The 13450-nt window shown below is 76.2% G+C and carries 8 protein-coding genes; all 8 read left to right on the top strand.

What is annotated here, in order from left to right; genetic code table 11:
* Positions 1 to 18 precede the first annotated feature (18 nt).
* The 8 genes from U5M74_RS03720 to U5M74_RS03685 all read left to right on the top strand — a co-directional run bounded on the left by U5M74_RS03720 (position 19) and on the right by U5M74_RS03685 (position 13402).
* The gene (locus tag U5M74_RS03720; RefSeq protein WP_410906260.1) at positions 19 to 1755 is read left to right on the top strand and encodes a metallophosphoesterase family protein; all 1737 of its coding nucleotides are present in this window, start codon (positions 19 to 21) and stop codon (positions 1753 to 1755) included.
* A gap of 10 nt (positions 1756 to 1765) precedes the next feature.
* Complete coding sequence (locus tag U5M74_RS03715) at positions 1766 to 2503, top strand: metal-dependent transcriptional regulator (RefSeq protein WP_410906258.1); 738 nt, start codon at positions 1766 to 1768, stop codon at positions 2501 to 2503.
* A gap of 83 nt (positions 2504 to 2586) precedes the next feature.
* Complete coding sequence (locus U5M74_RS03710) at positions 2587 to 3804, top strand: MFS transporter (RefSeq protein WP_410906257.1); 1218 nt, start codon at positions 2587 to 2589, stop codon at positions 3802 to 3804.
* A gap of 74 nt (positions 3805 to 3878) precedes the next feature.
* Positions 3879 to 4562: a vitamin K epoxide reductase family protein gene (locus U5M74_RS03705; protein ID WP_410906256.1), complete on the top strand. Its 684-nt coding sequence runs from the start codon at positions 3879 to 3881 to the stop codon at positions 4560 to 4562.
* 54 nt (positions 4563 to 4616) lie between these two features.
* Positions 4617 to 7580, top strand: coding sequence for a leucine--tRNA ligase (leuS, locus tag U5M74_RS03700; protein ID WP_410906254.1), 2964 nt, complete (start codon positions 4617 to 4619; stop codon positions 7578 to 7580).
* 10 nt (positions 7581 to 7590) lie between these two features.
* On the top strand, positions 7591 to 9177 hold the full coding sequence (locus U5M74_RS03695; protein ID WP_410906253.1) for a DUF3375 domain-containing protein: 1587 nt from the start codon (positions 7591 to 7593) through the stop codon (positions 9175 to 9177).
* Positions 9174 to 10013 carry a DUF4194 domain-containing protein gene (locus U5M74_RS03690; RefSeq protein WP_410906252.1) on the top strand — a complete coding sequence of 280 codons (840 nt, stop codon included), beginning with the start codon at positions 9174 to 9176 and terminating at the stop codon, positions 10011 to 10013. Before U5M74_RS03695 ends, U5M74_RS03690 begins: the two co-directional genes overlap by 4 nt.
* Positions 10014 to 10018: 5 nt before the next feature.
* Complete coding sequence (locus U5M74_RS03685) at positions 10019 to 13402, top strand: ATP-binding protein (protein ID WP_410906387.1); 3384 nt, start codon at positions 10019 to 10021, stop codon at positions 13400 to 13402.
* The last annotated feature ends 48 nt before the right edge of the window (positions 13403 to 13450 follow it).

The following is a 13450-nucleotide window of genomic DNA, read 5'->3' as shown; positions in this document are numbered from 1 at the left end:
TCGTCCAGGGTGGTCGCGATGACCCGCCCGTCCCACCACACCCTGCCCCGTGCGCTGCGGTGGACCGTGGCCGCCGCGGGCGCTTTCCTGGTCTGCCTCCTGTTCGGCCTCACCACCGCCACCGCCGACCTGTCCCTCGGGCCGCACACGGCACGCTACGAGGCGACCCTCGGCGGCGAGGTGACCGTGGACCTCGGCCCCCTGGGGTCGCTCCGGATCGACTCGCCCGCCGGGCCCCTCGGCGTCGACGTCACCGTCTCGGAGATCCCCGCGGACCTCACCGAGATCGACCAGGCCACGACGCTCGACGGCCTGCAGCAGGACCTGCAGGGCTACCTGCAGTTCTTCGGCAACCCCGAGACGACCGTCGCCTCGGTGGTCCGGGCCCTGGTCGTCGACGCCGCGCGGCGCACGCTCGTGGCCGCGGTGGTGGTCGTGCTGCTGGGCCTGGGGCTGCGCGCGCTCCTGGGTCGCGAGCGCCGGCGCGAGCTCGCCGCGCGGCTCGCCCCGCGCGCCACGGAGGTGACCGTGGGCGTCGTGGTCGTCGCGCTCGTGGTCGGGGCGCTGAGCGCCGACGACGTCGAGCCGGGGGAGCGAGGCGCGCCGACGTCGCCCGTCTTCGCCGGCACGGCCCTCGAGGGTGCCCGCATCACGGGCCGCCTCGCGGGCGTCATCGACACCTACGGCGCCGAGCTGCTGGGCCTGTACCGGCAGAACGAGAAGTTCTACGACGACGCCCGCACGGCGCTCGTCGCGGCGTGGCAGGAGCAGCAGACCGCCGAGGCGCAGCAGGCCCTGCGCGACGCCCTCGGCGCCGGCACCGAGGCGCTCGGTGCGCTCGGCGCGGGCCCCGCGGCGACGCCGGGCCCCGGCGCGTCGCCCTCGCCCTCGCCGTCGGCGCCCGGGGCGGAGGAGCCGGTGCACCTGCTCGTCGTCTCGGACCTGCACTGCAACACGAGCATGGCCCCGCTGATCCGGGAGGTCGCGACGCGGGCCGACGTGGACGTGGTCCTCAACGCCGGCGACACGACGATGAACGGCACGGCGGTGGAGAAGGTCTGCGTCGACGCGTTCGCGTCGGCCCGGCCGCCCGGCGTGCCGATGGTCGTGTCCGACGGCAACCACGACTCCGTGACGGTGTCCGAGGCGGAACGGTCGAACGGCGAGACCGTGCTCGACGGCCAGGTCGTCGAGGTGGCCGGCGTGCGCGTCCTCGGCGACCGCGACCCGCACGAGACGCGGGTGGGCGGCGGGACCACGACCGTCGAGTCCGACGTCGAGGAGGGCCGCCGGCTGCGGGACGTGGCGTGCGACGACGGCGACGTCGACCTGCTGCTGATCCACACGCCGTCGGTCGGGGACGCGGCGATGCACTCCGGCTGCGTGCCGTTCCAGGTGTCCGGCCACACGCACACCCGCTACGACCCGGTGCCGTTCGGCCAGGGCGTGCGGTACGTCAACGGCTCGACGGCGGGGGCCGCGCCCGGCGAGCCGACCGTCGGCCCGCTGCGCGGCACCGCCGAGATGACGCTCCTCGAGTACGACCCCGCGCAGGGGCGGGTCGCGCGCTGGAAGCTCGTCGAGGTCCGGCGCGACGCGACGGCGTCCGTGGGGCCGTGGCGGGACGTGCCGGCCCCGGTGCCCCCGCAGGCCACCCCGCCGGGCCTCCTGCCCGGGCCCGCAGGGACCGGGCCGGCCGTCAGCCCGTCGCCCGCCACCCCGTCGCCCTCCACCACCCCGAGCCCGTCGCCGTAGGCTCGGGGCCGTGGCACCCGAGCTCAGCACCGACCCGAGCGCACCCGACCCGAGCGGTCCCGACCGGCCGGACCCCGACACGCTGACCCCGGTCGCGCAGGACTACCTCAAGGCCGTCTGGTCGGCGCTCGAGTGGTCGGACGACCGGGTGACCACCGGCCAGCTCGCGGACCGGCTCGGCGTCGGGCCGTCGACCGTCTCGGAGACCGTGCGGCGCCTGGCCGACCAGGGGCTGCTCGAGCACGAGCCCTACCGCGGCGTCGGCCTGACCGCGCTGGGCCGCGCCCACGCGCTGGTCATGGTGCGCCGCCACCGGCTCATCGAGACCTGGCTGGTGCGCGAGCTCGGGTACACCTGGGACGAGGTGCACGACGAGGCGGAGCGGCTCGAGCACGCCGTCTCCGACCTGCTCGTGGAGCGGCTGGACGACCGGCTCGGCCGCCCGGTGCGCGACCCGCACGGCGACCCGATCCCCACCGCCGACGGGTGCGTGGTGCGCCCCGACGCCGTGCCGCTCGGTGCGCTGGCCGACGGCGCGAGCGGGGTGGTCGCCCGCATCTCCGACGCCGACCCGGACGCCCTGCGCCGGCTCGCGGGCCTCGGCATCGAGCTCGACGTGCCCGTGACGGTCACGGGGCGCCGCGAGCGCGCCGGCACCCTCGCGCTCGCTTGGCAGGCGCAGGGCGTGGCGCGCGCCACGGAGCTCGACGCGCTCGCCGCGTCGCGCATCTGGGTGGTCCCGGCGTAGCCTTCGGGCATCCCCACGAGGCCGTGCGTGCCTGGTGGGGCGCGCGGTCGAAACGATACGAGCCGCCTCCCGGAGGAGACCCCGTGACCGCACCCACGACCACGGCCGCACCCGCTGCCACGCCGAGCCGCGGCCGGTCGCCGCACGTCGGCGCCGCGCTGTTCGCCCTGGCCGTCGGCGGCTTCACCATCGGCACCACCGAGTTCGCCACCATGGGCCTGCTGCCCCAGATCGGGGCGGACCTCGGGGCGAGCGACCCCGTGGTCGGGCACGCGATCACCGCCTACGCCCTCGGCGTCGTCGTCGGGGCGCCGCTGCTCACCGTGGCCGCGGCCCGGATGTCCCGCCAGCGGCTCCTGCTGCTGCTCATGAGCGTCTACACGGCGGCCAACCTGCTCTCGGCGGCGGCCCCGAGCATCGAGCTGCTCGTCGCGGGGCGGTTCCTCGCCGGCCTGCCGCACGGCGCCTTCTTCGGCGTCGGCGCGGCCGTCGGGGCGGCGGTGGCCGGCCCCGGGCGCCGCGGCCACGCCGTGTCGATGATGATGACGGGCCTGACGATCGCGAACGTCGTCGGGGTGCCGCTGTCCACCTGGGTGGGCCAGGTGCTCGGCTGGCGCGCGGCGTTCCTGCTCATCGGCGTGCTCGGCGCGGCCACGCTCGTCGGGCTGCTCGCGTTCGTGCCGCACGACGGGCCGGTCGACTCCTCGGCGCGCCGGGAGGTCCAGGCGCTGCGCAACGGCCCGCTGTGGATCGGCTTCGCGGCCGGGTCGATCGGCTTCGGCGGCCTCTTCGCCGTCTACTCCTACGTGGCGCCGACCGTGACGAAGGTCTCCGGCATCGCCGAGGGCCACGTGCCGTGGGTGCTCGCCGTGTTCGGCGTCGGGATGACCGTCGGCACGCTGCTCGGCGGGCGGCTGGCGGACCGCGACGTGCTCCGCACCGTCGTCGGCGGGTTCGTCGCCACCGGCGTCGCCCTGGTGCTCTTCGCGCTCGTCGGCGGCTCGCCGGCGCCGGCCGTGGGCGCGCTGTTCCTGCTCGGGGTCACGTCGCAGGTGCTCGGCCTCGCGCTGCAGACTCGCCTGATGGACCTCTCGCCGCAGGCCCAGTCGCTGGGGGCGGCGCTGTGCCACTCGGCGCTGAACACGGGCAACGCGGCCGGCGCCTTCTTCGGCGGCCTGGTCATCGCCGCCGGCTGGGGCTACCTCGCCCCGGCGTGGACCGGCGCGGCGCTCACGGGGCTCGGCCTCGTGCTGCTGCTGGCCTTCGGGCGCCAGAAGGCCGCGCACCACCACGCGGCCTGACGGCAGGGCCCGCGGGGGCTCCGCGGGCGGGCGGCTCCCGGGGGCGTGACAGGTTGGTGCGATACCTTGCCCCCGTGACCCGGACCCCCGCAGGCGCCGCGACCGCCTCGGACCTCGACGCCCCGGACCTCACTCCCGAGGCCGCGGGCGACGCCGCCCTGGCGGGCGTCCGCCCGCTGCGCGACCGCACGCTCGCGGTGGTCCTCGTCGTCCTCGGCGCGATCGCGTTCCTCGCCTCGGGCGAGCTCGCGATCGAGCGGTACCTCACGCTGGTCGACCCGACGCACGCGCTGAGCTGCACGCTCAACCCGCTGGTCGACTGCGGGCCCGCGATGAGCTCGTGGCAGGGCAAGCTGCTCGGCTTCCCGAACCCCTACCTCGGCCTGGTGGCGTTCCCCGTGGTCATCACCTCGGGCGTGCTGTGGCTGACCGGCTACCGACCGCCGCGCTGGTACCGCCTGTCGCTGCTGGGCGGCACCGTGCTGGGCCAGGCGCTGATCTTCTTCCTGATGTTCACGATCCTGCACGAGCTGCACTCGATCTGCCTGTACTGCGCGGTCGTGTGGACGTGCATGTGGCCGCTGCTGTGGTTCCAGGTGGTGCACGCGCTGCAGACCCGCGCCCTGCCGGCGCCCGACGGGCTGCGCCGGTTCGCCGTGGGCAACCGCGGCCTGGTGCTCGGCCTCGGCTACGTGGTCTCCGCGCTGTGGGTCGCGCTGACCATGGGCCGCCTGCTGGTCGCGTCGTTCCTGGGCTGAGGCCACCCCCGAAAAGGGGAGGGGGCGCCCCGCGGCGGCACTAAGATCGTCCGGGTGAGCACGCCTGACGCCCCCGCAACGACCGACGCTCCGAAGGAGCCGACGTTCCGGTACACCCCGGCACTCGCGCAGCAGATCGAGCAGCGCTGGCAGGACCGCTGGGAGGAGCGCGGCACCTTCCACGCCGCGAACCCGACGGGCGAGCTCACCGGCCCGGCGGGCGGCGCCGCGCAGGGCGACCCGTTCTTCATCATGGACATGTTCCCGTACCCGTCCGGGGCGGGGCTGCACGTGGGCCACCCGCTGGGCTACATCGCCACCGACGTCGTCGGGCGCTTCCGCCGCATGCGCGGCGACAACGTGCTGCACGCGCTGGGCTACGACGCGTTCGGCCTGCCCGCCGAGCAGTACGCCGTGCAGACGGGCCAGCACCCGCGCGTCACCACCGAGCAGAACATCGCCACCATGCGCCGCCAGCTGCGCCGCATGGGCCTGGCGCACGACCCGCGCCGCACGTTCGCCACGATCGACCCGGAGTACGTCCGCTGGACGCAGTGGATCTTCCTGCAGATCTTCGACTCCTGGTACGACGCCGAGGCCGTGCGGCCCGACGGCGGCCGCGGCCGCGCCCGCCGGATCGCGGAGCTGGCCGAGGAGCTGGCCGCCGGCACGCGGCCGGTGCCCGGCCACGACGGCGACAACTCCGGCGGCGCCGTGTGGCGGGCGCTGAGCACCCAGGAGCAGCGCGACGTGCTGGACGCCCAGCGCCTGGCCTACGTCGACGAGTCCCCGGTGAACTGGGCGCCCGGCCTGGGCACCGTGCTGGCCAACGAGGAGGTCACCGCGGACGGCCGCTCCGAGCGCGGCAACTTCCCGGTGTTCACCAAGTCGCTGCGCCAGTGGAAGATGCGCATCACCGCGTACGCCGACCGCCTCACCGACGACCTGGCGCTGATCGACTGGCCCGAGAAGGTCAAGGCGATGCAGCGCAACTGGATCGGCCGCTCCACCGGCGCCCAGGTGCGCTTCGACGTGGTGGGCACCACCGACCACGACGCGGCCGGCGCGGCGCAGACCCTCGAGGTCTTCACCACGCGCCCCGACACGCTCTTCGGCGCGACGTTCATGGTCGTGGCGCCGGAGCACCCGCTGCTCGACGAGGTGCCGGGCGCGTGGCCCGAGGGCACGCGCGACGCGTGGACCGGCGGGTACGCGAGCCCGGCCGAGGCCGTCGCGGCGTACCGCCGCGAGGCCGCGGCCAAGACCGCCGTCGAGCGCCAGGCGGACGCCGGCAAGAAGACCGGCGTGTTCTCCGGCCACCTGGCGGTCAACCCGCTGACCGGCACGTCGATCCCGGTGTTCACGGCCGACTACGTGCTCATGGGCTACGGCACCGGCGCGATCATGGCCGTGCCGGGCGGCGACGCCCGCGACTTCGCGTTCGCCGAGGCGTACGACCTGCCGGTGGTCCACACCGTGCTGCCCGCCGAGGGCCTGCCCGAGGGCCACGAGGGCGCCTGGACCGGCGACGGCGTGGTGGTCAACAGCCCGGCCGAGGGCCAGGACGCGCCGCTCGAGCTCAACGGCCACGACGTCGCCACCGCCAAGGCGGCGACCATCGCCTGGCTGGAGGACACCGGTGTCGGCGCGGGCACCACCACCTACCGGCTGCGCGACTGGCTGTTCAGCCGCCAGCGCTACTGGGGCGAGCCGTTCCCGGTGGTGTGGGACTCCGACGACCGGCCGGTCGCGCTGCCGGCGAGCATGCTGCCGGTCGACCTGCCGGACGTGCCGGACTACGCCCCGCGCACCTTCGACCCGGACGACGTCGACTCCGCGCCGGAGGCGCCGCTGGGCCGCGACGAGGACTGGGTGAACGTCACGCTGGACCTGGGCGACGGGCCGAAGACCTACCGCCGCGACACCAACACCATGCCCAACTGGGCCGGGTCGTGCTGGTACTACCTGCGCTACCTGGACCCGACCGACGGCTCGAACGACGGCGCCGTCGTCGACCCGGAGCTGGAGCGGTACTGGCTGGGGCCGAAGCACAACCCGACCTCGGGCCCGGCCGGCGGCGTGGACCTGTACGTCGGCGGCGTCGAGCACGCGGTGCTGCACCTGCTGTACGCCCGGTTCTGGCACAAGGTGCTGTACGACCTGGGCTTCGTCACCGCGCTGGAGCCGTTCGGCAAGCTGTTCAACCAGGGCTACGTCCAGGCCTACGCCTTCACCGACGCCCGGGGCGCGTACGTGCCCGCCGCGGAGGTCGAGGGCGACGAGCAGGCCGGCTTCACCTGGCAGGGCGAGCCCGTCCAGCGCGAGTACGGGAAGATGGGCAAGTCCCTGAAGAACGTCGTGACGCCGGACGAGATGTACGCCCAGTACGGCGCCGACACCTTCCGCGTCTACGAGATGTCGATGGGCCCGCTGGACCTCTCGCGCCCGTGGGAGACCCGCGCCGTCGTCGGCTCGCAGCGGTTCCTGCAGCGCCTGTGGCGCAACGTCGTCGACGAGGAGACCGGTGAGGTCACCGTCACCGAGGCGCCCGCGTCGGACGCCACCCGCCGCGTGCTGCACCGCACCATCGCCGAGGTGACCGCCGAGATGGAGGGCATGCGCCCCAACACGGCGATCGCCAAGCTGATCACGCTCAACAACCACCTCACCTCGCTCGACGCGGTGCCGCGCGAGGCGATCGAGCCGCTGGTGCTCATGACCGCCCCCGTGGCGCCGCACGTCGCCGAGGAGCTGTGGGAGCGCCTGGGCCATCCCGAGTCGCTGGCCCACGAGCCGTTCCCGGTGGCCGACCCGCGGTACCTGGTCGAGGAGACCGTCACCTGCGTGGTGCAGGTCCAGGGCAAGGTGCGCGGGCGCGTCGAGGTGCCGCCGTCGATCAGCGACGCGGACCTCGAGGCGGCGGCGCTGGCCGAGCCGAACGTGGTCAAGGCGATCGACGGGCGCGCCATCCGCAAGGTCGTCGTGCGCGCGCCCAAGCTCGTCAACGTCGTCGTCTGACGCACCGGTCGTGACGTCCCCCGTCGAGGGGGCCTACGAGCGCGCCCGCCGCGCGTTCGCGGGCCCGATGCTGGCGCTGCTGCACAAGCGGCACGCCCCGCTGGTCGTGGCGCTGCTCGGCGCCCTGTTCACGCCCGAGCGCTCCGCCGTGCCGGTGGCCGACGCGCACACCGAGCTGGACGAGGCGCTGCGCGCGCTGCGGGCGGCCGGGCACGCGGACCTGCCCGAGGGCAGCGCCCGCGACCTGTGCCGCCAGTGGGTCGCCGAGAGCTGGCTCGTGCGCCAGGTGCCCGAGGGCGGCGACGAGGAGTACCGCCTGACGGCGCACGCCGTCGACGCGCTCGACGTCGCCGCCCGCGCCGGCGGGCCGCGCACCCGCGTCACGCGCTCGCGCGTGCGCACGCTGCTCGACGCCGTCGAGCGGCTGGCGCAGGACGTCGACCCGGACGTCGAGGCCCGCAAGGCGCGGCTGCGCGCCGACGTCGCGCGCGCCAGCGCCGAGCTCGAGCGGCTGGAGGCCGGCGGGCAGGTGGAGACGGTCGACGCCGAGCAGCTGCTCGAGGAGGCCGAGAACGTCCTGTTCCTCGTGCGCGAGCTGCCTGCGGACTTCGCGCGCGTGGCGGAGAGCATCAAGGGGCTGCAGCGCCGGGTCGTCACGGCGCTGCGCCAGGACGACCGGCCGACGGGGGAGGTGCTCGCCGAGTACCTGGAGCAGGCCGAGCACCTGCTCGAGTCGACGGCGGAGGGCCGGGCGTTCGCCGGCGCCGTGCGGCTGCTGGGCGACGCCGACCGCCTCGACGCGCTCGCCGCGCAGCTCGAGGCGGTGCTGCGCCACCCGTTCGCCGGGGACCTCGACCCGCAGCAGCGCGCCGAGCTGCGCGGCATCACGCGCCAGATCGAGCAGGGCCTGGACGACGTGCTGACCGCCCAGCGGCGGGCCTCGCACGTCATCACCACGCAGGTGCGCCACCACGACCCGCTGCGCGACCGGCAGGTCGACGACCTGCTGCGCGACGTCGTCACCGCCCTGGCCGCCTGGGTGCCCGGCACGCGGCGCAGCCAGGGCGTGGACGCGCTGCGCCGCCTGCCGCGCGCCGAGCTCGGCCGCCTGCGCCGCACGCTGCACGACCTGCGCCCCGACGAGCCGCCGGCGCCGCTGGCCGGCGCGACGGGGTGGGACGACGACCTCGAGGTGTCCCTCGAGGAGGCCCGCGCGTGGGGCGGGCCGCAGTACGCGGACCTCGAGGCGCACCTGCGGCGGTTCGCCGCCGGGCGGCCCGGTGCCGCCGGCGCCGCCGTCGACGTCGCGGAGGCGTTCGAGAGCGCGCCGGCCGCCTTGCGCCGCCCGGTGGACCTCGTGGGGCTGCTCGAGCTGGCGACGCGGTCCGCGGGGCCGTCGGACGGGGCGCCCGTGTCGGTGGTGACCGCCGTGCGGCCCGACGGCACCCGGCGGCGGTTCGCGTTCGCGCGCACCGGCGTGCGGCCCGGCGCCGTGGACGACGTCGGCGCGGACGACGGTGGTGCGGACGACGGCGGCGGTGCGGACGGCGGGGCGAGGCAGGACCAGCAGGACGACAGGACGGGAGAGCAGCCGTGACGGTGGAGACCGAGCACCTGCGCACGCAGGACGCGACGGACGGCGGCGCGGACGCCCCGGCGGCGGAGGCCGCGCCCGGGAGCGAGGCGTTCATCGCGCCCGTCCCCGCCGAGGAGGACCTGCCGGCCCTGTTCCCCGGCGACACGGGCACGCTCGAGGCGCCCGTGCGCCAGGTGCTGGCGCGGCTGCTGCGGCAGCGCCACCTGTCCGCGGCGGAGCAGCCCCGGCTGTGGCGCACGCTGCTGGTGCACCAGGCGACCGTCGAGTCGCGGCTGCACGACCTGTTCGTGGACCTCGTCGTCGACCACGACCGCGGCCTGGCGTACAAGCGCCAGGTCCGCGAGGCCGAGGTCGACGTGCCCGTGCTGCTGCGCGACGAGCCGTACACCCGGCTGGAGACGGTGCTGCTGGTGCACCTGCGCGCGGTGTTCCAGCGGGAGCACGGCGTGGGCGAGCAGCAGGTGCGCGTCGACGCGGAGGAGCTCGAGCAGACCGTGCTGAGCTTCCTGCCGCCGGGCGAGACCAACGTCGCGGCGCGGCAGCGGGAGATCCAGGCCGCCGTGGCGCGCCTCGTGCGCGAGCGGGTGCTCGCCGAGGAGACCCCGGGCCGCTACCGGGTCCTGCCGGTGATCGAGGTGATCCTCTCGGTGGACCGCCTCGCCGAGCTCGCCCGGTGGCTGCGCGAGGACGCCGCGCGCGGCGGCGACGACGGAGCGTCGGCCGGCGAGCCCGCGGACCCGGACCCCGACGCCGCGACCGACCTCACCGACGACCCGACCGACGACCCGACCGACGACCCGACCGACGACCCGACCGACGAGGAGGGCGACCTGTGACGCTCATGGCCGACACCCTCTTCGGGCTGATCCCCGCGGCCTCGACGGGCCAGCAGTGGGTGGCGCGCGACCTGCAGCTCGTCAACTGGGGCGGGTACTCCGGCTGGCACCAGGTGCGGTTCGCCGCGACGGCCACGCTGCTGTCCGGCGCGTCGGGCTCGGGCAAGTCCACGCTGCTGGACGCCTACATCGCCCTGCTCATGCCGCACACGACGCCGTTCAACGGCGCCTCCAACGGCGGCGTCGTCGGGCGGCCGCGCGGCAAGGACCAGCGCAACGTCATCTCCTACTCCCGCGGCAAGGTCGACGAGTCGCGCACGGCCGAGGGCACCCGCGAGACGGTGCTGCGCGGCGACGGCACCGACACGTGGTCGGCCATCGCGATGACGTGGGCCGACCAGGCCGGGAGCCTCTTCACCGCGCTGCGGGCCTGGTACGTGCCCGCGGACGCCCAGCGCACCGAGGACCTCGTGGCCGTGCGGGCCACCGTGGACGGCGCGTTCGACGCCCGGGACCTGGAGGCCGCCGCCGGTCGCCGGCTCGCCCGCGGCGCCCTCGCCGACCTCGGGCTGACGCTGCACGACACCGACCGCGACTTCACCGCCCGCCTGCACAGCACGCTCGGCATCGGCGCGGCCGGCGGCGGTGCCAAGGCCGTGGCGCTGCTCGGGCGCATCCAGGCCGGCCAGCAGATCACCACGGTCGACGCGCTCTACAAGTCGATGGTGCTCGAGGAGCCGGAGACGCTCGCCGTCGCCGACGCCGCCGTGGCGCACTTCGACGACCTCGCCGGCACGCGCACCCGCATGCTCGTCGCCAAGGACCAGGTCCGCGTGCTGTCGCCGATCCGCAAGCACCGCGCCGCCGTCGACGCCGCCCGCGAGCGGCTCGCCGTCATCGCCGAGGTCGGCACGTTCGACGACGCGGCGTCCCCGGCGAGCCTGTGGCGGCACGAGCGGCGGCTGGGGCTGCTGCGCTCCGCCGAGGAGGACGTGCGCCGGCGGGCGCGCGAGGCCAAGGCCGACGTGGCGTCGCTGCAGGCCGCGCACGAGACGCAGGCCGCCGCGCTCGACGGGCTGCGCCAGGCCCTGTGGGCCGCCGGCGGCGAGCGCGCCGCCACGGCCGAGCGGGAGATCGCCGCCGCCCGCGCCCGGGTCGCCGAGGTGCGCCGCGCCCGCGCGGTGCTCGACGGCGCCCTCGAGCGCCTCGGCGCCACCGTCGGCACGCGCGCCGACTTCGACCGGCAGGCCGCGGCGTCCCGCGCGGCGCTGGACGACGTCGCCGGCGCCCGGCGCCGCTCGCTCGACGCGCTCTACGCCGCGAGCGACACCGCCCGCGAGGCGCGCCAGGAGGTCGAGCGGCTCGAGCGCGAGCGCGAGTCGTTCGCCCGGCGCCGCGGCAACGTGCCGGACGGCCACCACCGCGCCCGCGTGGCGCTCGCCCAGGCGGCGGGGCTGGAGGTCGAGGACCTGCCGTTCGTGGCTGAGCTGCTCGAGGTGCGCCCCGAGCACGAGCACTGGCGCGAGGCGGCCAACCTGGCCCTCGGCGGGTTCGCGCTCACCCTGCTGGTCGGCGAGCGGCGGCTGGCCGGCTTCCGCGCCGCCGTCGACCGGGTGCCGTCGGCGGTGCGCCTGCGGTACGAGGGCGTCCCGGTGGACCTGGCCGACGACGTCGCGCTCGACGAGCGGACGCTGCCGGGGCGCCTCGACGTCAAGCCCGGGCCCTTCGCGGGGTGGCTCGCCGGCCGGCTGGCCACCGCGTACGACTACGTCTGCGTCGACGACCCGGCCGACCTCGGCCGGCACGCCAAGGCCCTGACCCGCACGGGCCAGGCGTCGGACGGCGCCCGCGGCGCGCACGGCGGCCACGGGCGCGAGAACGTGCTCGGGTTCACCAACTCCCGCCGCCTCGCCGACCTCGACGACCGGCTGGCGGCCGCCCGCGAGGCGGAGCGCCGGGCGGCGGAGGCGCGCGCCGGCGCCGAGCTGCGCGACGCCGCCCTGGCCGAGCAGACCGCGGCGCACGAGCGCGTGGTGGAGCTGGTCTGGGAGCACGTCGACGTGGCGGCGGCCCAGGCCGAGCTCGAGCAGTGGGAGACCGTGCTGGCCGATCTGCAGGACGGCGACACCGACGTGCGCGACCTGCGCGACCGGGTGGCGACGCAGTCCGCCGCGGCCGACGAGCTGCACTCTCAGCTCGTGCGCGCCCGTGACGCGCAGGCCGCGCTCGACGCCCGCTGGGAGGAGGTGTCCGAGGCGGTCGACGTCGCGCAGGCGGCCCTCGACGCCGCCGAGGCGCGCGGCACGGCGCTGGCCCCCGCGCACCGGGCCTACCTGGACGAGCTGCTGGGGCGCGCGTCGGGCGGCGACGGGCGCGGGGACGCCGGCCTCACGCTCCCGGCGTTCGACGCCGCGCTGCAGTCGGTGGGGCAGCGGCTCGTGTTCGACCGCGAGCAGGCCGCGAGCGCCGCGGCCGCGGGCCTGGACGCCCTGCGCGCCGTGTTCGAGACGTTCACCCGCCAGTGGCCGGACCCCAACCTCGGCACGGACCCCGACGCGTCCTACCCGGACTTCGAGCGGGTGCTCACCGCGCTGGAGACGGAGCGGCTGCACGAGCTCGAGGCGCACTGGTCGCGCAACCTCGCGCGGCTGTCCGGCGACGACCTCACGGCGCTCGACGCCGCGATCAGCCGCGCCCTGCGGGAGATCTCCGAGCGCATCGACCCGGTCAACGAGATCCTCGGCCAGCTGCCGTTCGCCGACGACGACCACCGCCTGCGCATCGACCCGCGCCCGGTGCAGTCCGCCGTCATCGCCCGGTTCCGGCGCGACCTGCGCGAGGCGCGCGGCTCGCTCGGCCCGGACGCCACGGACGCCGAGCGCGAGGCCCGGTTCGCCCGCATGGAGCGCGTCATCGACCGCATCCGGCGCACCAGCCCGGACTTCACCGACCTGGTGGACGTGCGCCGGCACGTGCGCATCAGCGCCGAGAAGGTCGACCTGGCCGGCACCCACGTGGCCCTGTACGACCACATCGGCGAGAAGTCCGGCGGCGAGTCGCAGGAGCTCGTCGCGTTCATCGTCGGCGCCGCGCTGCGCTACCAGCTCGGGGACGCCGGCGCGCAGCGGCCGCGGTACGCGCCGGTGTTCCTCGACGAGGCGCTCATCAAGGCCGACGCCCAGTTCTCCGGGCGGGCCGTGCGGGCGTGGCGCGGGCTGGGCTTCCAGCTGGTGATCGGCGCCCCGCTGGACAAGGTCAGCGCGCTGGAGCCGCACGTCGACGCCGAGTACGTGGTGGTCAAGGACGAGGGCGGCCGCTCGCGCGCCGTGCCTGTGGTGGGGCTGGCGGAGGAGGGGCTGGCGGAGGGCCTGCCGGACGTCGTCGGCTGACCCCGCCCGGTCGCCTGTCCCGGTTGCCAGGCCGGCGCCCGCCCGCAG

Source organism: Puerhibacterium sp. TATVAM-FAB25, from assembly GCF_046535855.1.
Taxonomy (GTDB): domain Bacteria; phylum Actinomycetota; class Actinomycetes; order Actinomycetales; family Cellulomonadaceae; genus Puerhibacterium; species Puerhibacterium variabilis_A.
The sequence above is the reverse complement of the archived record's forward strand: the minus strand, read 5'-3'. Positions and strand labels throughout refer to the sequence as shown.